The following is a 19,937-nucleotide window of genomic DNA, read 5'->3' as shown; positions in this document are numbered from 1 at the left end:
GCATACTTATCGCGACCAGCCCCCAACCACCGGGGGTTGCGCGTCGGGAACAGATTGCACCATGTCGCCCATGGATAAGGTTCGCGGCAGCGCCGGCCCCACACTCGCCCCAACACCAAGACAGATTCTTTACACCTTGCGTAGCAACCGTTAGCAGCACACCTGATCAGCCACTTTTCGCCGGCCACGCAGATGGCCATGAGGATCACATCGATGGACGTCACCGCAAAAATCAGCCTGGGCGATCCGCTGGAACCCGCACGCAAGGCCACCGCACAAATGCTCCAGGAGCGCGAGCGGACGTTTTCGCTGCCGCAACCGTTCTATAGCGATGAGCGGCTGTTCGATATCGACATGCAGGAGATCTTCCAGAAAGAGTGGTTGATCGCCGGCATGACCTGCGAGATCCCGGCCAAGGGCAACTACCTGACCCTGCAGATCGGCAAAAACCCGATCATCGTTATCCGTGGCGCCGAAGGCGTGGTGCACGCGTTCCATAACGTCTGCCGCCACCGTGGTTCGCGACTGTGCACCAGCGAAAAAGGCAAGGTTGCCAAACTGGTCTGCCACTACCACCAGTGGACGTACGAGCTGGACGGGCGCCTGCTCTTCGCCGGCACCGAAATGGGCGCCGACTTCGACATGAAGCAGTACGGCCTCAAACCGGTGAACGTGAAGACTGCCGGCGGCTACATCTTCATCAGCCTGGCCGAGAATCCACCGGCCATTGATGACTTCCTGGCGACGCTGAACCATTACATGGAACCGTACGACATGGAGAACACCAAGGTGGCGATTACCACCACCTTGATGGAAAAGGCCAACTGGAAACTGGTGCTGGAAAACAACCGCGAGTGCTACCACTGCAACGCGTCGCACCCGGAACTGCTGAAAACCCTGCTGGAATGGGACGACGTCACCGACCCGCGCGCCGATCAGGCGTTCAAGGATCACGTTGCTGCGTCCGCTGCTGCCTGGGAAGCCGAGAAGATCCCTTACGCCCACGCCAGTTTCGGCCTGCGCAACCGCATCGTGCGCATGCCGCTGCTCAAGGGCACCGTGTCGATGACCCTCGACGGCAAACAGGGCTGCGCGAAACTGATGGGCCGGATAAAGAACCCGGATCTGGGCTCGATGCGCATCCTGCACCTGCCGCACTCGTGGAACCACTGCATGGGCGACCACATCATCGTTTTCACCGTGTGGCCGATCAGCGCGCAGGAAACCATGGTCACCACCAAGTGGATCGTGCACAAGGATGCGGTTGAGGGGGTCGATTACGACGTCGAGCGCATGCGTCAGGTGTGGGATGCGACCAACGATCAGGATCGCCGACTGGCGGAAGAGAACCAGCGCGGGATCAACTCGACGGCGTATCAGCCTGGGCCTTACTCGAAGACTTATGAGTTTGGCGTGGTCAACTTCGTTGATTGGTACAGCGAACGCTTGCTGAACAACCTCGGCGCCGAGCCAGCGCCGTACCTCAAAGGCGTGCCGGTTCAGGGCTGATCAAAATCAAAAGATCGCAGCCTTCGGCAGCTCCTACAGGTGGAATGCGTTCCCTTGTAGGAGTGAGCCTGCTCGCGATAGCTATTTCACATGCACCACATCCCTGAACCTTGATTGCACAAATTCTGATCAACCACCCCACACCCCATACCCGCCAAGCCCCCCAGCCTTCCGCAAACAAGTTATCCACATAGCCACCCACAGCAAATGGGGGTAACTGTGGATGAACCATAAAATAACTGACTGATTTGTGAAGAAAAATCGTGACTTATCCAGAAGCACGGTTTGCAAGGCGCATTGGTTGATTTTTGATCGCATTCTTGTAAGCCACGTTCTGTATGGTCTGTAGAGGATGGCAAACATGTTATCCACAGAAGCGCCAACAGAGTTCGGGGGTAACTTTGCCTTGTCTGTGGAAAAGCGTTGGAGGCTGTGTGAAATCGAGGTTTGCGCGAGCGTTTTTCGTTGAAACAGATGAATTGATTGTTTTTTGATCAACTCTTCACAGGCCACGGTTTATAAGGGTCTCAGCGGATAGCGAACATCTTATCCACAGAAACGCCAACAGAGATTGGGGGCAACTTGCTCAGTTATCCAAGAGAAAAAGCCCTGAAAATCCGTGACTTAGGCTGGTTGTTTTTTGATCGCACGGCTGTAGGGCTTGATTGGCGTGGGGTGTAGAGAGGGGCGAACACGTTATCCACAGATCCGCCAACAGGGATTGTGGGTAAACCGCCTACCCTCACCCCAGCCCTCTCCCTCCGGGAGAGGGAGCCGACCCAGGTGTATTGGAAATATGCAGCGACCTGCGACTTATGCGGTGTCCTTAGCTTTGCCAGACCTGAGTTCACGCCGATCTCTCAGGTCGATGTAACGCTTGAGTACGCCACCGTAGATCCCCTCTCCCTCTGGGAGAGGGCTAGGGTGAGGGGCTTTTCAGCGAACCACACCTTCTTCAATCAGCAACTTGAGGATCGCTTCAGCCCCGGCCTGTGCAGTAACACCTTTGAGCACCTGCCCACCGCCGCCACTGGCCTTGGCCGTCGCGGCCTTCATCCGGTCTGCCCCGCTTTTGGCCTTGATCACCTTCAAGCGTTTCGGCCGCGGCTTGGCCGCTTGCAAGGTGGCAACCGTGAGCAACTCATCGTCCACCACTTCGACATCTTCAGCCTGCAAAACACCCCGTCGCGCCGGTCCATAGGCACTCTGTCGAGGCTTCGGCGCAGCGTTATCCACAGTCGCCAGAAACGGCAGTTTCACCTTCAAGCGCCGACGCTGCCCACGCGGCAAAGCCTGCAGCACCAACGCTGAACCGTCACTGATCGACTCGACCTGCGCCAGCCCCACCACCAGCGGCCAGCCCAGACCTTCGGCGAGCAGAAACGGCAACATTCCCGAACCTTCACCGGTTTCTGCCTGGCTGCCAGTCAGCACCACTTGCGCACCGGCATCGCGCAGATACGCGATCAGCGCTGGCAGCGCATCGGCACCAGCAGGTTGTTCCAGCACATGCATCTGCTCAAGACCCATGCCCAAATAGGCGCGCAACGCCGGTTCCGCAATGTCGCCGGCATGCAGCACTTGCAGGTTATCCCCAGCCAGTTGCAGGCCCAGTTCAACGGCGCGCGCATCCTGATCAGCTCGGCGTGGCCGACCGGAAGTCGGATGGGCGCCGATGGAAACCAGACTGATAACTTTCGTGTTCATAGCGTTTCCTTAAGCCGCATCGCGCTTGGCTTCGTTGCGGTAAGCCGCTACCGCCGCGATCAAGGCTTGAAGAATCTCTGCGCTTTCTCCGATCACCGAGAGGTCGGCGCGTTTGATCATGTCGCAACCTGGATCAAGGTTGATCGCCACGACCTTGTCGCAGGCGCCAATGCCTTGCAGGTGCTGGATCGCGCCAGAGATACCCACAGCCACATACACCCGTGCGGTGACCCAGGTACCGGACGCACCGACCTGCCGATCACGGGCCATGAAGCCATCGTCCACTGCCACTCGCGAGGCACCTTCGGTCGCGCCGAGTGCCGCCGCCGTTTCGTGGAACAGCTGCCAGTCCTTGACGCCGTTGCCGCCGGAGAAAATGAACTCCGCTTCGGCCATCGGAATCGCCGCCGGGTCGACCGCCACCGCGCCGAGATCTTCGATCCGCGACAGGCTGCGCGCGACACTTGTGGATAACTCCACCGGCAACGCTTCGTGACGGGTTTCACTGACCGGCTCGGCGCATTCGGCGGCAGCCAGAATCAACCGTGCAACCGGACGGGCAAGGTCTTGCAGCCCAGCGCCCGCGCGGCCAATGCACTCCTGATCCTTGACCTGCCAGACCCGTGTCGCCGGGCGTTCGCCCAGTGCAGCGGCAAAGCGCCGACCGAGTTCACCGCCACCGCTGCGGCTGTCCGGCAGCAACCAATGACGCGGGTTGAACTGGTTATCCACAGCGCGCAAACCTTGCACTCGTTGCTCCGGTGCATAACCGCTGAATTCCTCGCCTTCGAGTACCAGCAAGCGATCGACGCCAGCGGTCGAGAAAGCGTTTTCCTTGTGCTCGCCAAAGACCACCGCCAACACCGCACCGTCCTGGCCGGCGAGTTGATGGGCGAGGCCGAGCAAATCACGGTCGTGACTGCTCAAGCGGCCGCCGACCATGTCCGGCACCACGTTGATGTAGAACGCCGGGGCCGGCACTTGATGCAGCGGCAGTTGCACTTCCACAGCAGCGGAACGTTTGACCGCCCCGCCCTGTTGTGCGCCGCTGCGGTCGATACGTTTGATGCCGTTGGGGCCGATAAAACCGATGCCATGCAGATTCTTGCGGATGATGCCGTTGGGCCCCATCCAGCTGTGTTGCGCCGGTTGCATGGCCGCGTGCAACGGGTGCAGACGGTTACGGGCAATCCATTCGGCGCGCGGGTCGCGGCGGATAATGTCGCTCATCAGTGGGCCTCCGCAGGTTCACGTTTGGCCGGGGTCGCAGGCTTGCTCGGCGCGGCGTCTTCGAGCAGCGCGTCGGCCACCAGTTCGGCGATGTCCTTGATCAGCGGACGCGGTTCGACCACGCCTTCGAGCATCGCCGTGCACTGTGGACAACCCACGGCCACCAGTTCGGCGCCGGTCTCGCGGATGTCTTCCATGCGCATATCAGGAATCCGCTGTTTACCCGGAATATCAGTGATCGGCGCCCCGCCACCGCCGCCGCAGCAGCGCGAACGGAAGCCGGAACGTTGCATCTCTTTAACCTCGATGCCGAGTGCACGCAGCACTTCACGCGGTGCTTCGTACTCGCCGTTGTAGCGGCCGAGGTAGCACGGATCGTGATAGGTCACGCTGTTGCCTTTGTGCTGACCGAGATTGAGCGCGCCGGCCTGAATGATTTCTGCCATGTAGGTGCTGTGGTGCTGCACCAGATAGTTGCCATCAAACGCGCCGTACTCGTTTTTCAGCACGTGGAAGCTGTGCGGATCGCAGGTGACGATGCGGTTGAAGCTGTATTTGGCCAGGGTCTGGATGTTGCGTTTGGCGAGCAACTGGAAGGTTGCTTCATCGCCCAAACGGCGCGCCACGTCACCGCTGTCACGCTCTTCAAGACCGAGCACGGCGAAGTCGATTTTTGCCGCTTTCAGCACTTTGACGAACGCGCGCAAAGTCCGTTGGTTGCGCATGTCGAACGCACCGTCGCCAACCCAGAACAACACGTCGGTGGATTTCTTTTCGCTGAGCAGATTGAGATTCAAGTCCGCCGCCCAGTTCATCCGCCCGCCCGGGGCGAAACCGCCGGGGTTGTCGGTGGCGATCAGGTTTTCCAGAACTTCGGCGCCCTTGTTCGGCGTCGCGCCTTTTTCCAGAGTCAGGTGCCGGCGCATGTCGACGATGGCATCGACGTGCTCGATCATCATCGGGCATTCCTCGACGCAGGCGCGGCAGGTGGTGCACGACCACAGGGTTTCGGCGTCGACCAAGCCGTTGACGATCGGTTGATGTGGATTACCGCTATGTTCGCCTACAGGTTTGCCCGGATACGGGCTGCCGGCGAACTTGGCATCGGTGCCGCCAGCGAGGCCGACAACCATGTCCTGAATCAGCTTCTTCGGGTTCAGCGGCTGGCCGGCAGCGAAGGCCGGGCACGCCGCTTCGCACTTGCCGCACTGCACGCAGGCGTCAAAACCGAGCAACTGGTTCCAGGTGAAATCCTTGGGTTTTTCCACACCCAGTGGCGCGCTCGGATCGTTCAAATCGAGCGGTTTCAAACCGGTGGAACGACCACCACCAAAACGTTCAGCGCGACGGTGCCAAGCCAAATGCAACGCACCGGCAAAGGCGTGTTTCATCGGCCCGCCCCAGGTCATGCCGAAAAACAGTTCCGACACACCCCACAGCACGCCAATCCCGAGAATGACCGCGAGCACCCAGCCACCGAAGTTCTCCGGCAGAATCCCGGCCACCGGCAACGTCAGCAGGAAGAACGACGCCGAGAACGCCAGCAGGCTTTTCGGCAAGCGCATCCACGGGCCTTTCGACAGCCGCGCGGGCGGGTTGCGCCGACGCAGATAAACGAAGATCGCGCCGACGAACATCACCGCCGTCATCAGCAGCAAGGCGTAACCGAGGATGCGGTTGTGCAGGCCGAAACCGTGCACCAACAGCGCCAGCACAATCGACGCCACCGCACCGCCCGCTGTCGCGACGTGGGTGTTGGCAATGTATTTGTCCCGCGCCACGACATGGTGCAAGTCGACCATATAACGCTTGGGCATGGCCAACAGGCCGCCGATCAGATCGACCTTCGAGGCCCGGCCCCGGCGCCACATCGCTACCCGCCGCAACGCACCGAGGACACCAAGGCCCAGAGCGGCGAACAACAGGATTGGAAGAAGGGTGTTCAACATGGTGAAGCTCCCACCAGTACAGCCTGGAGAAACACGGCGTTCAATGATCGTTCCCACGCTCTGCGTGGGAATGCATGCCGGGACGCTCCGCGTCCCAAGCGGACGCAGAGCGTCCATTGCGGCATTCCCACGCAGAGCGTGGGAACGATCGGTTCACTAGCCCTTAGAAATCCTTGCACAACCGCAGGGCGTCATAGATCGCAGCATGGGTATTGCGCTGCGCCACGCAGTCGCCGATGCGGAACAGCAAGTAGCCGTCGCCCGCCTCGCTCAGCGAAGGTTGCGGCTGGATCGCGAACAACGCTTCGACGTCGATCTGGCCCTTGTTGCGCGAACCCTCTTTGAGCGCGTAGTAGATTTCCTCATCCGGCCGCACGCCGTTTTCCACCACCACCTGATCGACCACCCGCTCCTCTTTCGCGCCGGTGTATTCGTTCTCCAGCACCGCGACCAGTTTGTCGCCTTCGCGGTAGACCTTCTCGAGCATCATGTCGCCGGTCATGATCACTTCTTTCGGGTACATGCTGCGGTAGTAGGTCGGGAACGACGTACCGCCGATGGCCACACCCGGTTTGATGTCGTCGGTGACGATCTCGACCTGGCTGCCCTTGTCGGCGAGGAAGTCGGCCACCGACATCCCGGTGAACTCGCAAATGGTGTCGTAGACCAGCACGTTCTTGCCCGGCGCCACCTTGCCGTCGAGCACGTCCCAGCTGCTGACCACCAGCCCTTCGGCGGCACCCCAGTGTTCGTTCTGTTCCAGGTACGGATGCCCACCTACCGCCAGCACCACCACGTCCGGACGCAAGTCCATGATGGTGTCGGCATCGGCCGCCGTGCCCAGGCGCAAATCGACTTTCAGCCGCGCCAGTTCCAGCTGGAACCAACGGGTAATACCGGCGATCTGGTCACGCTGCGGCGCTTTCGATGCGGTGGTGATTTGCCCGCCGATGAATTCTTTCTTCTCGAACAGGGTCACGTCGTGGCCACGCTCGGCAGCAACACGTGCCGCTTCCATCCCGGCAGGGCCGGCACCGACGATCACCACTTTGCGTTTCGGCCCGCTGGATTTCTCGATGATGTGCGGCACGCCCATGTATTCACGGGAGGTCGCGGCGTTCTGGATGCACAGCACGTCCAGACCTTGGTACTGGCGGTCGATGCAATAGTTGGCGCCGACGCACTGTTTGATCTGGTCGATCTGGCCCATCTTGATCTTGGCGATCAGGTGCGGGTCAGCGATGTGCGCGCGGGTCATGCCGACCATGTCGACGTAACCGCCCTCAAGAATCCGTGTGGCCTGGTTCGGGTCCTTGATGTTCTGTGCGTGCAGCACCGGCACCTTGACCACTTCCTTGATCCCGGCGGCCAGATGCAGAAACGGCTCCGGTGGATAACTCATGTTCGGAATCACGTTGGCCAGGGTGTTGTGGGTGTCACAACCCGAGCCGACGACGCCGATGAAGTCGAGCATGCCGGTGTCGTCGTAATACTTGGCGATCTGCTTCATGTCCTCGTGGGACAAACCGTCCGGGTGGAACTCGTCACCGCACAGACGTATGCCCACGCAGAAATCATCACCGACCTCGGCGCGCACGGCCTTCAGCACTTCCAGACCGAACTTCATCCGGCCTTCGAAGGTGCCACCCCATTCGTCAGTACGCTTGTTGACGCGCGGACTCCAGAACTGGTCGATCATGTGCTGGTGCACTGCCGACAGCTCAACGCCGTCGAGGCCACCGGCCTTGGCCCGGCGCGCGGCTTGGGCATAGTTGCCGATCACCCGCCAGATTTCTTCCGGCTCGATGGTTTTGCAGGTGGCGCGGTGCACCGGTTCACGGATGCCCGACGGCGACATCAGCGTCGGCCAGTTGAAGCCGTCCCAGCGCGAGCGGCGGCCCATGTGGGTAATCTGAATCATGATCTTGGCGCCATGCTTGTGCATGGCGTCGGCCAGATTCTGGAAATGCGGAATGATCCGGTCGGTCGACAGATTCACCGAGCTCCACCATTCCTGCGGGCTGTCGATGGCGACCACGGAGGAGCCGCCACAGATCGCCAGGCCGATGCCGCCCTTGGCTTTCTCTTCGTAATACTTGACGTAGCGGTCGGTGGTCATGCCACCGTCCGTCGCGTAGACCTCAGCGTGCGCGGTGCTGAGCACGCGGTTGCGGATGGTCAGTTTGCCGATCTGGATCGGCTGGAACATTGCTTCGAAAGCCATGGCGGGTTCCTCGACTTACAACGGCTTGACGGTGAACAGGCCGTCGTCGTGGCCTTCTTCGGAGCCACCGTAGACTTGCTCGGCGACGGTGCGAATCTTGCTGCCGCGTGCTTCAAGAATCTGATCCATGGCCCCGGCAAACCAACCGGTGAACATGTAGTCGACCTTGCGCCCGACCTTGCCGTACACATAGACGAATGCCGAGTGTTCGAGCTTGACGCTGGCGGTGCCTTTGTCGAGGTCGATGTCCTGGATCTTGAACAGGCCCCAGCCGCGTTGCGACAGGCGCTTCATGTAGTGCTCGAACACCGCAACGCCTTCCAGGCCGTGGCATTCAGCTTCTTTCTCGCACCAGTGCCAGGCGGATTTGTAGCCGGCCTTGTAGAGGATCTCGGCGTAGGCGTCAGCGCCCAAAACCTCTTCGATGCCCATGTGGTTATTCACGAAGAAGTGACGCGGCACGTAGAGCATTGGCAGGGCGTCGGAGGTCCAGACACCGGTCTCGCTGTCGACTTCGATTGGCAATTGCGGGGCGATCTTGGCCATGGAAACTTAACTCCAGAAAAATAGTGGATTCAGTGGTGACCGCTGCCCTCACCCCAGCCCTCTCCCACAGGAGAGGGGGCAGATCGGCGGCGGTCTTGAGTCAGCGTTACTCGCCCCAGACGTCTTTCAGGACGTTGACCCAGTTTTCGCCCATGATCTTGCGCACAACGCGCTCGGAATGGCCGCGCTTGAGCAGGGTTTCAGTCAGGTTCGGGAACTCGCCGACGGTGCGGATGCCCAGCGGGTTGATGATCTTGCCGAAGCTGGTCAGACGGCGGGCGTAGCCCTTGTCGTGGGTCAGGTATTCGAAGAAGTCCTGACCGTGACCCTGGGTGAAGTCGGTGCCGATGCCGATGGCGTCTTCGCCGACAATGTTCATCACGTATTCGATCGCTTCGGCGTAGTCGTCGATGGTCGAATCAATGCCCTTGGCGAGAAACGGCGCGAACATGGTCACGCCGACAAAACCGCCGTGGTCGGCAATGAACTTCAGCTCTTCATCGGACTTGTTGCGCGGGTGCTCTTTGAGACCCGACGGCAGGCAGTGGGAATAGCAGACCGGTTTTTTCGATTCGAGGATGACTTCTTCGGAAGTCTTCGAGCCGACGTGGGACAGGTCGCACATCACGCCAACGCGGTTCATCTCGGCAACGATTTCGCGACCGAAACCCGACAGGCCGCCGTCACGCTCGTAGCAACCGGTGCCGACCAGGTTCTGGGTGTTGTAGCACATCTGCACGATGCCAACGCCGAGCTGCTTGAACACCTCGACATAGCCGATCTGGTCTTCAAAGGCGTGGGCATTCTGGAAGCCGAAGAGGATGCCGGTCTTGCCTTGTTCTTTGGCGCGACGGATGTCGGCAGTGGTGCGTACTGGCATCACCAGATCGCTGTTTTCGCGGATCAGCTTCTGGCTGGCAGCAATATTGTTCACGGTCGCCTGAAAGCCTTCCCACACCGACACAGTGCAGTTGGCCGCCGTCAGACCGCCCTTGCGCATGTCTTCGAACAGCTCGCGGTTCCATTTGGCAATGATCAGACCGTCGATAACGATGCTGTCGGCGTGTAATTCGGCTGGGCTCATCAGGCGTCCCCTTATTGGCGATTCATGCGCCGAATCGTCTGCCGGCGCTTTGGGGCCAGCATATGCCTCGGTGCCGGGGCGACCGGGTGCAAAAACGACAGGGGAATTGCCGAAAGCGTCAATCCGCGACAAAGGGTCGCCAGACGCCCCGATCAGCTACCTGTTCAAGCCCGCCAGCTTGAGCCAGAATCTAGCGCATCTTGGAAACACCACTGGATTAGAGCGGCGACAACAATGAAATCGATCTTCCTGGCTTTGGCTTTGCTTGCGACCGGCGTGCACGCCGCCGAAGAGTCCGACAACAACCCGTGCGATGCCGTCGAAAACGACGTCCAGACCCTGGAATGCTCGACTTATAGCCGCACCACCGCTGAAGACCTGCTCAAGGACAACTACGCCAGCCTGACCGAACGCATGCAGACCGCCTACGGCAAAAACGCCACGCAACTGGCGGACATCACCGCCAAGATCAAGACGGCTCAGCAGCAGTGGTTGAAGACGCGGGATGCCGATTGCGCGGTGGAAGCGTTCCCGGCGACGGCGGGCAGCAAGGCCTTCACAATTGCGCAGAATGACTGCGTGGCGCGGATGAGTGATGAACGGTCGGAGTTTTTGGAGTCGATTGGGCAGGAGTGAGTGTCTGAGCTGTAAGCTGCCCTTCTATAGCCAATCTAGGTAAGCACATGAACATCTGCGGCATCGAAATCAAAGGCAGCGAAGCGATCATCGCCGTGGCCGCTCTGGACGGTTCGACCCTGAGCCACGTTCCCCTTGCCACCAAGAAGATCGCCCTCGAAGACGATGACGAGTCGGCCAACGTGAAAGTGTTCGCGGCGCAGTTGGCGTCGTTTGTGCGGGAGAATTCGGTTGACCGGATTGCGATCAAGAAGCGCAGCAAGAAGGGTGAGTTTGCCGGCGGGCCGACGACGTTCAAGATTGAGGGGATTTTGCAGTTGCTCGATGGTTGCGAGGTGACCTTGTTGTCGCCGCAGACGATCAATGCGCAGGCGAAGAAGCATAGCTTTGAGCTGCCGGGGACGTTGAACAAGTATCAGCATGAGGCCTATAAGGCGGCGTGTTCGGCGTTGGTGAAGAAGTAACGCGATCAAACTGTAGGAGTGAGCCTGCTCGCGATGACGAAGTGTCAGTCGACATCAGTGTTGTCTGACTTACCGCTATCGCGAGCAGGCTCACTCCTACAGGGGTGTTGTGTGCATCCATTCAGGCTTGGGCGGTACGCCGATCTTCGCGGGGACAGCGGGCGAACTTTGCGCGGTAGCTACGAGTGAAGTAGGACGGCGATTCAAACCCGCAGGCGATGCTGACTTCGAGCACGCTCATGTCGGTCTGGCGCAGTAGCTGCCGGGCTTTTTCCAGGCGTAGGCGCAGGTAGAAGTTGCTCGGCGTGTCGTTCAGGTGCAGGCGAAACAAGCGCTCCAGTTGCCGTCGTGTCACCTTGATCGACTCCGCCAATTGCAGCGTGGTCAGCGGCGGTTCGCTGTGCTGTTCCATCTCGCCGATCACCTGCACCAGTTTCTTGTTGTTGATGCCGTAACGCGTGGCGACTTCCATGCGCTGGTGGTCTTTGCGCGGACGGATGCGCCCCAGCACAAACTGCTCGCTGACCTGAATCGCCAGTTGCGGCCCATGGGACTGGGCGATCAGATCGAGCATTAAATCGATGGAAGCAGTGCCGCCCGCCGAGGTGATGCGTCGGCGGTCGATCTCGAACAGCTCCTGGGTCACGCTGAGCTGTGGATAAGATTCCTTGAATGCGTCGATGGCTTCCCAGTGCAGGGTCAGGCGATGGCCATCGAGCAGGCCCGCTTCAGCGAGGACAAAGCTGCCGGTATCGATGGCACCGAGGGTCACGCCTTCGTTATCCAGCCGCCGCAACCAGTGTTCAAGGGTGGGCGTGGCGAACTTCAGCGGTTCAAACCCGGCCACCACCAACAGCGTCGCGCCTTTCTTCAACGGCTCCAGTGCCGCGTCGGCGTTGACCGACATGCCATTGCTCGCCAGCACCGCCCCGCCATCAGCGCTCAACACATGCCAGCGGTACAGCTCGCCACGAAAGCGATTGGCCACGCGTAGCGGTTCGATAGCGGAAATAAAGCCGATGGCGGAGAAGCCCGGCATCAGCAAAAAGTAGAAATCCTGGGACATGTGCGCACTCGGTTGGCGGGTAGCGTGGCTCGTTGATACGCCGATTGTCGTCGGCATTCAAGAGCGCAGGTCGCTACAGTGCAAATGCCAGTCGCCGCAGTGCGCTTTCATGGGCGTATAGCTGCGTAACTTGGCATCACCGGCGCGTCAGACGCCGGGAGCCACAATAAACGACCTGCCGAGGAACCCGACATGAAACGACTGATCAGCAGCTGTGTTCTTGCACTCAGCGGTACCGCTTTCTTCAGCGCCAGCGTCATGGCGGCCGAACCCGCCTCATGCCAGAACGTGCGCATGGGCGTGGTCAACTGGACCGACGTGATCGCCACCAGTGCCATGACCCAGGTCCTGCTCGACGGCCTCGGCTACAACACCAAACAAACCAGCGCGTCCCAGCAGATTATCTTCGCCGGGATCCGCGATCAGCGCCTGGACCTGTTCCTCGGTTACTGGAACCCGTTGATGACCCAGACCATTACCCCGTTCGTCGACGCCAATCAGGTCAAAGTCCTCGACGCACCGAGCCTGAAAGACGCCCGCGCGACCCTCGCCGTACCGACTTATCTGGCCGACAAGGGCCTGAAAACCTTCGCTGACATCGCCAGGTTCGAAAAAGAACTGGGTGGCAAGATTTACGGCATCGAACCGGGCTCGGGCGCCAACACGCAGATCAAGGCGATGATCGCCAAGAACCAGTTCGGCCTCGGCAAGTTCCAGTTGGTCGAGTCGAGCGAGGCCGGCATGCTCGCCGCCGTCGACCGCGCCGTGCGCCGCAAAGAGGCCGTGGTGTTCTTCGGCTGGGCGCCGCACCCGATGAACGTCAACGTAAAAATGACTTACCTGACCGGCAGCGACGACGCCCTCGGCCCGAACGAAGGCATGGCCACCGTGTGGACCGTCACCGCGCCGAAGTACGCCGAGCAGTGCCCGAACATCGGTCGCCTGCTGACCAACCTGACGTTCACCGCCGAGGACGAGAGCCGGATGATGCAGCCGCTGCTCGACCACAAGGACGCGTTCGAATCGGCCAAGCAATGGCTCAAGGATCACCCGGAAGACAAGCAGCGCTGGCTTGAGGGTGTGACCACGTTCGATGGCAAACCGGCCGCTGAAAACCTCCAACTGACCAGCAAATAACCGCCACCCTCACCCTAGCCCTCTCCCGTTGGGAGAGGGAACTGAACGACGCTTCGCAGCCCGGCAAAGGGCTGCGAACAGACCCATCACGCCTGAAGGAAACCGCACCATGAACCACGACGTCATCATCACCTGCGCACTCACCGGTGCTGGCGACACGACCGCCAAGAGCCCGCACGTGCCGGTCACCCCGAAACAGATTGCTGCTGCTGCGGTGGAAGCGGCCAAGGCTGGCGCCACGGTTGTGCACTGCCATGTGCGCGATCCGCAGACCGGCAAGTTCAGCCGTGACGTGGCGCTGTACCGCGAAGTGATGGAGCGCATCCGCGAGGCCGACGTCGACATTATCGTCAACCTTACCGCCGGCATGGGCGGCGACCTCGAAATCGGTGCCGGCGAGAACCCGATGGAGTTTGGCCCGAACACCGATCTGGTCGGCCCGCTGACCCGTCTCGCCCACGTTGAAGCACTGCTGCCGGAAATCTGCACCCTCGACTGCGGCACGCTGAACTTCGGCGATGGCGATACCATTTACGTCTCCACGCCGGCGCAACTGCGTGCCGGCGCCAAGCGCATTACCGAGCTGGGCGTGAAGGCCGAGCTGGAGATTTTCGACACCGGTCACCTGTGGTTCGCCAAGCAGATGATCAAGGAAGGTTTGCTCGACAACCCGCTGTTCCAGTTATGCCTGGGCATTCCCTGGGGCGCCCCGGCGGATACCACCACCATGAAAGCCATGGTCGATAACTTGCCAGCCGATGCGGTGTGGGCCGGGTTCGGCATTGGCCGGATGCAGATGCCGATGGCCGCGCAAGCGGTGCTGCTCGGCGGCAACGTGCGGGTCGGGCTGGAAGACAACCTGTGGCTGGACAAAGGTGTGCTGGCGACCAATGGCCAACTGGTCGAGCGCGCCACCGAAATCCTCAGCCGCCTCGGCGCCCGCGTGCTGACCCCGGCGGAAGGCCGCAAGAAAATGGGCCTGACCCAGCGCGGCTAAACGACCACTCATTTCCCACTGTGGGAGCGAGCCTGCTCGCGAAGAGGCCGGTACATCCGAAGCATCTTCATCAGCAGAGCCAGCGCTTTCGCGAGCAGGCTCGCTCCCACAGTTGATCGCCGAACTATTCAGGAATGTCGCCATGAGCTTTATCACCGAAATCAAAACCTTCGCCGCGCTGGGCAGCGGTGTCATCGGCAGTGGCTGGGTTGCCCGCGCCCTCGCCCACGGTCTGGATGTGGTGGCCTGGGATCCGGCCCCCGGCGCCGAAGCGGCGCTGCGTAAACGCGTGGCCAACGCCTGGGGTGCGCTGGAGAAAAACGGTCTGGCGCCGGGCGCTTCGCAGGAGCGCCTGCGCTTTGTCGCGACGATCGAAGAGTGCGTACGTGATGCCGATTTCATTCAGGAAAGCGCCCCGGAACGTCTGGAGCTGAAACTGGATCTGCACAGCAAAATCAGCGCAGCGGCCAAGCCCGATGCGTTGATCGGATCGAGTACATCGGGCCTGCTGCCGAGCGAGTTCTACGAGAGTTCGACGCACCCGGAACGTTGCGTCGTCGGCCATCCGTTCAACCCGGTGTATCTGCTGCCGCTGGTGGAAGTTGTGGGTGGCAAGAACACCGCGCCCGAGGCCGTGCAGGCAGCGATGAAAGTCTACGAATCCCTCGGCATGCGTCCGTTGCACGTGCGCAAGGAAGTGCCGGGGTTCATCGCCGACCGCTTGCTTGAAGCGCTGTGGCGTGAGGCGCTGCACCTGGTCAATGACGGCGTGGCGACTACCGGCGAGATCGACGACGCGATCCGCTTTGGCGCTGGTCTGCGCTGGTCGTTTATGGGCACGTTCCTGACTTACACCCTGGCCGGTGGCGATGCGGGCATGCGCCACTTCATGTCGCAATTCGGCCCGGCGTTGCAACTGCCGTGGACCTATCTGCCGGCACCGGAACTGACTGACAAGTTGATTGATGATGTGGTCGATGGCACCAGTGATCAGCTTGGCCGCCACAGCATTTCGGCGCTGGAGCGCTATCGTGATGATTGCTTGCTGGCGGTGCTGGAGGCGGTGAAGACCACCAAGGAAAAACATGGGATGGCGTTCAGCGAGTGATGGGGTTGGCATGACATCGCTGCCCTCACCCTAGCCCTCTCCCGGAGGGAGAGGGAACTGACCGTGGTGTTTTTGCGAGCTACGCCGACTTGCACCATCGAGTCGAACTCAGGACTTGAAACGCTTGAAGATCTGCTCCCTTTCCCCCTCTCCCCCCTGGGGGGAAAGGGCTGGGGTGAGGGGGTAGCTCTTGATCTTAACGACCCGCCCACTGCCGGAACCCACTCATGCCCACTCTCACCACCTACCAAACCACAATCATCCCCGACTGGGTCGACTACAACGGCCACCTGCGCGACGCCTTCTACCTGCTGATTTTCAGCTACGCCACCGACGCCCTGATGGATCGCCTCGGCATGGACAGCAACAACCGCGAAGCCAGTGGCAACTCGCTGTTCACCCTCGAACTGCACCTCAATTATCTGCACGAAGTGAAACTCGATACCGAGGTGGAAGTACGCACGCAAATCATCGCCCACGACAGCAAACGCCTGCACCTCTATCACAGCCTGCACAAGGTCGGTGACGAGCAGGAACTGGCCGGCAACGAACAGATGCTCTTGCACGTCGACCTCGCCGGCCCGCGCTCGGCGCCGTTCAGTCCGGACACTTTGGGCCGCCTGCAAAGCATCGTCGCCGAGCAGCAAGACCTGCCCGCTCCCGCTTACATCGGCCGCGTCATCGCGCTGCCGCCTGCAAGGTAAATCCATCGATCGCAAGGAGCCGCCATGAACACCGCTGCCGCTGTTGCCGATTTCCGTACTTATCCGTTGATCAGCGCGCTCGGTGGCGTGCAGAGCCTGGCGGATCGTGTTGCCATTGAGTGGGCTGACGGGCGCATCAGCCCGTTTCACCATGTCTGGTTGCGGGACAACTGCCCGTGTCCGCAGTGCGTCTACAACGTCACCCGCGAGCAGGTTTTCGAGATAGTCGATGCCGCTGAAGACCTCAAACCTGCTGCCGCACATATCGATACCGACGGCTGTCTGCGCATCGACTGGCAGGACGGCCACCTCAGCCGATTCGATCCAGGCTGGTTGCGTGCTCATGCCTACGACGAAGATTCCCGCGCCGAACGCTTGGCCGGCAAACCCAAGCCTTATCTGTGGCGCAGCGATATGCAGTTGCCGGTGTTCGAATACGCGGCACTGATGAACGACAACGCCGCGCTGCTGCAATGGCTGATTGCGGTACGCGACATCGGCCTGACGCAAGTGCGCGGCGTGCCCACCGAACCCGGTTCGCTGAAACTCATCGCGCAACGTATTTCCTTTATCCGTGAGAGCAATTTCGGCGTGCTGTTCAATGTGCAATCCAAGGCCGATGCCGACAGCAATGCCTACACCGCTTTCAACCTGCCGTTGCACACCGATCTGCCGACCCGTGAGCTGCAACCGGGGCTGCAATTTCTGCATTGCCTGGTGAATGACGCAAAAGGTGGTAAGAGTATTTTTGTCGACGGGTTTGCGATTGCCGATGCGTTGCGCCAGGAAGATCCCGAGTCATTCCAGGCCCTGTGTGAAATCCCCGTGGAGTTTCGCAACAAGGATCGGCACAGCGACTATCGCTGCCTGGCGCCGATCATTGCTTTGGATGCCTTGGGACGCGTGGCGGAAATTCGTATGGCGAACTTTCTGCGCGGGGCGTTTGATACCTCGGTGGAACAGATGCCACGGTTGTATCGGGCTTATCGACGCTTCATCGCAATGACCCGCGAGCCACGGTTTCGGCTGATGCAAAGGCTCAATCCCGGTGAGCTGTGGTGTTTTGACAACCGCCGCACATTGCATGCGCGCAATGCCTTTGACCCGGCGACCGGGGCGCGGCATTTCCAGGGTTGCTATGTCGACCGGGATGAGTTGTTGTCGCGGATTCTGGTGTTGCAGCGCTAGACCGCGTCATCGTTCTTCGCGAGCAGGCTCGCTCCCACATTTAATCGCATTCCCCTGAATGAACGCGTTCACCTGTGGGAGCGAGCCTGCTCGCGAAGGCGTCAGCAGCAACACACCGTTCTCTGATTCACAGGCAAAAAAAACTCCGATCAAGCCGTGACAGGATCGGAGCTGAGGAGGGTACTGTTGAGGAGCTGCCAAGCGAGGGTGACCAAACCTTCGTGTTGCAAGCTGAGTTCAGTGTGCCCACTCCCTTGAGCGGCAAGTTAGCCGAAAACGACCTGTTCATAGCCGTCGCAGCCACTGCGACAAAACGCCCTTGCCGTGCCCCGGCGTGGCTACCAGAATCGAGCTACGACCTCCGTTATTGAAGAAGGATGCGCGTCATGATGTATGCCGATTTGATCGATCAGGAAGATTTGTTGGGCCAACTCAAGGCGTTGGGTATTCAAGTGCCCAGTGGCACGACCGCCGATCAGGCTTGCGAGTGCGCGGTGCGCGGTCTGGATAATGTTCGCGCGTTTGAACTGCGCAAGATGGTCAAGGACATGTACACCAGCGGCGCCAGTATCCAGCCGGCGGTGCGTCAGGCGATCGACAAACAGTTGTTGCCGGCACTCGCGGACTACCAGCAAAGCCATAGCGCCTGACGTTGCTCACCTGATCGTTCCCACGCTCTGCGTGGGAATGCCTCAACGGACGCTCCGCGTTCGGCCTTTTGGGACGCAGAGCGTCCCGGGCTGCGGTCCCACGCAGAGCGTGGGAACGATCCTCATCAGAGCCTTACGCTGGCAAACGTCGATTCATTGCGCGCCTGACTCAACGCCGACATCGGCCCCGACAGCGGCGACATCACGATTGCCTGCGGCAGCGGCAGCATCGCCACTTGCTGAGTGGTGTTGGAGCCTACGCGCTCGTCACGCGGCGGAATGCCGAAGTATTCGCGGTAGCACTTGGAGAAGTGCGGCGTCGAGACGAAACCACACACCGACGCCACTTCGATGATCGACATCGGCGTTTGCTTGAGCAATTGCCGGGCGCGGATCAGACGTAGCTTCAAGTAATAGCGCGACGGCGAGCAGTGCAGGTATTTCTGGAACAACCGCTCCAGCTGTCGACGCGACACAGCGACATACACAGCCAATTCATCGAGGTCGATCGGCTCTTCCAGATTGGCTTCCATCAGCGCGACGATTTCCTGCAGTTTCGGCTGGTTGGTGCCGAGCATGTGCTTGAGCGGCACGCGCTGGTGATCCTGTTCGTTGCGGATACGTTCGTAGACGAACATTTCCGAGATCGCGGCGGACAGTTCACGGCCGTGATCGCGGCTGATCAGGTGCAGCATCATGTCCAGCGGCGCGGTGCCGCCGGAGCTGGTGAAACGGTTACGGTCGAGGGTGAACAGACGCGTACTCATCGCCACACGCGGGAAAGCTTCCTGCATCGCCGCCAGACATTCCCAGTGCACGCTGCAATCGAAACCGTCGAGCAACCCGGCGCAGGCCAGTGCCCAACTGCCGGTGCACACGGCGCCGAGACGCTTGGACTGACGCGCCTGGCTTTGCAGCCAGGAAACGTGTTCACGGGTCACGGTGCGTTGAATGCCGATGCCGCCGCAGACAATCACAGTGTCCAGTGGCGGCGCTTTGTGCATGGAGGCGTCGGGAGTGATTTGCAGACCGTCACTGGCCCACACCTGGCCGCCATCGACAGTGAGGGTGCTCCAGCGATACAGCTCGCGACCGGACAATTGGTTGGCCATGCGCAGGGGTTCTACTGCGGACGCCAGAGAAATCAGCGTGAAATTGTCCAGCAGCAGAAAGCCGATGGATTGAGGCGCACGGTTCTGGGGTTGGGCCCCGGAGTTGAACGACGTCATCGCGGTATCTCCTCACACAAAGCGGGTGATGGCCTCAGGCGGAGGCTCTTGTTATTGCCAGCGTTCTCGCGTGGGAGACGGGCTTTGTTATGACAGAGCAATTGCCATGCCTAAAATTGGATGGCCGTTCAATAACTCCTGAAAACGACGTCGCGACGTGTCTATACGAGCGGTCCGCCCAGTGGAGTTTCGAAGTGCCATCAGCGGCGGCAAAAGCCCTGCTCCGGCAGGTGTGAGCAGATCGGTAGCACTTGTGGGAACTGGCCTGCGCGCGATTGTAGGACAGTGTCACCGCAAGCACAGGTGACGGACGGTAGGGGGTGCTGGTTGCCTGTAACAGGTGGGAAAGACTCTTATCTGTTTGCGACGCGCTAAAAGGTGGCGTGATTTATTGTCTGTGTTCACTTGGTGAGCAGTTTTGACTGGTCTGCCCCCTTCGCGAGCAGGCTCGCTCCCACATTGGACCCTGGCGTTCACACATTTTGTGTTCACTGGAGATCTACTGTGGG

The 19,937-nt window shown here is 60.4% G+C and carries 17 protein-coding genes; 9 read left to right on the top strand and 8 right to left on the bottom strand.

From position 1 onward, the window contains the following. Positions 1–213: 213 nt before the first annotated feature. Positions 214–1,509, top strand: a complete 1,296-nt coding sequence (gene gbcA, locus ACOYXJ_RS11880; protein ID WP_095121404.1) for a glycine-betaine demethylase subunit GbcA — start codon at positions 214–216, stop codon at positions 1,507–1,509. Positions 1,510–2,445: 936 nt separating this feature from the next. On the opposite strand, the gene etfB is transcribed toward gbcA, so the two are convergent. The 6 genes from etfB to ACOYXJ_RS11850 form a co-directional block, all read right to left on the bottom strand. Continuing rightward, a complete protein-coding gene (etfB, locus tag ACOYXJ_RS11875; RefSeq protein ID WP_460369598.1) occupies positions 2,446–3,216 on the bottom strand; it encodes an electron transfer flavoprotein subunit beta in 771 nt (256 codons plus the stop codon). 9 nt (positions 3,217–3,225) lie between these two features. Further along, on the bottom strand, positions 3,226–4,446 hold the full coding sequence (etfA, locus tag ACOYXJ_RS11870) for an electron transfer flavoprotein subunit alpha (protein WP_460369596.1): 1,221 nt from the start codon (positions 4,444–4,446) through the stop codon (positions 3,226–3,228). Continuing rightward, positions 4,446–6,395, bottom strand: a complete 1,950-nt coding sequence (gene dgcB, locus ACOYXJ_RS11865) for a dimethylglycine demethylation protein DgcB (protein ID WP_007911241.1) — start codon at positions 6,393–6,395, stop codon at positions 4,446–4,448. Before dgcB ends, etfA begins: the two co-directional genes overlap by 1 nt. A 163-nt stretch (positions 6,396–6,558) precedes the next feature. Next, complete coding sequence (gene dgcA / locus ACOYXJ_RS11860) at positions 6,559–8,619, bottom strand: dimethylglycine demethylation protein DgcA (RefSeq protein WP_460369594.1); 2,061 nt, start codon at positions 8,617–8,619, stop codon at positions 6,559–6,561. A 15-nt stretch (positions 8,620–8,634) separates the two neighbouring features. Next, entirely contained in the window at positions 8,635–9,165 is a 531-nt protein-coding gene (locus ACOYXJ_RS11855) for a DUF5943 domain-containing protein (protein WP_005792152.1), read from the bottom strand. 106 nt (positions 9,166–9,271) lie between these two features. Further along, a complete protein-coding gene (locus tag ACOYXJ_RS11850; RefSeq protein WP_007911246.1) occupies positions 9,272–10,249 on the bottom strand; it encodes a dipeptidase in 978 nt (325 codons plus the stop codon). Positions 10,250–10,483: 234 nt separating this feature from the next. Here ACOYXJ_RS11850 and ACOYXJ_RS11845 point away from each other — a divergent pair, with 234 nt between their 5' ends. Both ACOYXJ_RS11845 and ACOYXJ_RS11840 read left to right on the top strand, forming a co-directional pair. Next, complete coding sequence (locus tag ACOYXJ_RS11845; protein ID WP_160059706.1) at positions 10,484–10,885, top strand: lysozyme inhibitor LprI family protein; 402 nt, start codon at positions 10,484–10,486, stop codon at positions 10,883–10,885. Between the two features lie 47 nt (positions 10,886–10,932). Further along, positions 10,933–11,349, top strand: coding sequence for a DUF3010 family protein (locus tag ACOYXJ_RS11840; protein ID WP_460369592.1), 417 nt, complete (start codon positions 10,933–10,935; stop codon positions 11,347–11,349). 121 nt (positions 11,350–11,470) lie between these two features. Here the strand turns inward: ACOYXJ_RS11840 and ACOYXJ_RS11835 are convergent, their stop codons facing one another. Further along, complete coding sequence (locus tag ACOYXJ_RS11835; RefSeq protein ID WP_460369590.1) at positions 11,471–12,415, bottom strand: GlxA family transcriptional regulator; 945 nt, start codon at positions 12,413–12,415, stop codon at positions 11,471–11,473. A gap of 192 nt (positions 12,416–12,607) precedes the next feature. Here ACOYXJ_RS11835 and ACOYXJ_RS11830 point away from each other — a divergent pair, with 192 nt between their 5' ends. From ACOYXJ_RS11830 to ACOYXJ_RS11805, 6 genes are all read left to right on the top strand, one after another. Continuing rightward, positions 12,608–13,552 carry a choline ABC transporter substrate-binding protein gene (locus ACOYXJ_RS11830; protein ID WP_460369588.1) on the top strand — a complete coding sequence of 315 codons (945 nt, stop codon included), beginning with the start codon at positions 12,608–12,610 and terminating at the stop codon, positions 13,550–13,552. 109 nt (positions 13,553–13,661) lie between these two features. Then, a complete protein-coding gene (locus ACOYXJ_RS11825; protein ID WP_093429893.1) occupies positions 13,662–14,549 on the top strand; it encodes a beta-keto acid cleavage family enzyme in 888 nt (295 codons plus the stop codon). A 142-nt stretch (positions 14,550–14,691) separates the two neighbouring features. Then, entirely contained in the window at positions 14,692–15,657 is a 966-nt protein-coding gene (locus tag ACOYXJ_RS11820; protein WP_460369586.1) for an L-carnitine dehydrogenase, read from the top strand. Between the two features lie 227 nt (positions 15,658–15,884). Then, positions 15,885–16,361: a thioesterase family protein gene (locus tag ACOYXJ_RS11815; RefSeq protein WP_460369584.1), complete on the top strand. Its 477-nt coding sequence runs from the start codon at positions 15,885–15,887 to the stop codon at positions 16,359–16,361. Between the two features lie 24 nt (positions 16,362–16,385). Beyond that, positions 16,386–17,549 (top strand): gamma-butyrobetaine dioxygenase, encoded by a 1,164-nt coding sequence (locus ACOYXJ_RS11810; RefSeq protein WP_460369582.1) that lies wholly within the window; start codon positions 16,386–16,388, stop codon positions 17,547–17,549. A gap of 386 nt (positions 17,550–17,935) precedes the next feature. Beyond that, complete coding sequence (locus ACOYXJ_RS11805; RefSeq protein ID WP_016983943.1) at positions 17,936–18,199, top strand: hypothetical protein; 264 nt, start codon at positions 17,936–17,938, stop codon at positions 18,197–18,199. Positions 18,200–18,324: 125 nt separating this feature from the next. On the opposite strand, the gene gbdR is transcribed toward ACOYXJ_RS11805, so the two are convergent. After that, on the bottom strand, positions 18,325–19,428 hold the full coding sequence (gene gbdR, locus ACOYXJ_RS11800) for a choline metabolism transcriptional regulator GbdR (protein WP_007949927.1): 1,104 nt from the start codon (positions 19,426–19,428) through the stop codon (positions 18,325–18,327). Positions 19,429–19,937: the final 509 nt, after the last annotated feature.

The sequence above is a fragment of the Pseudomonas sp. Tul2A7 genome (assembly GCF_054790505.1).
This window is presented reverse-complemented; position numbering and strand designations above follow the sequence as displayed.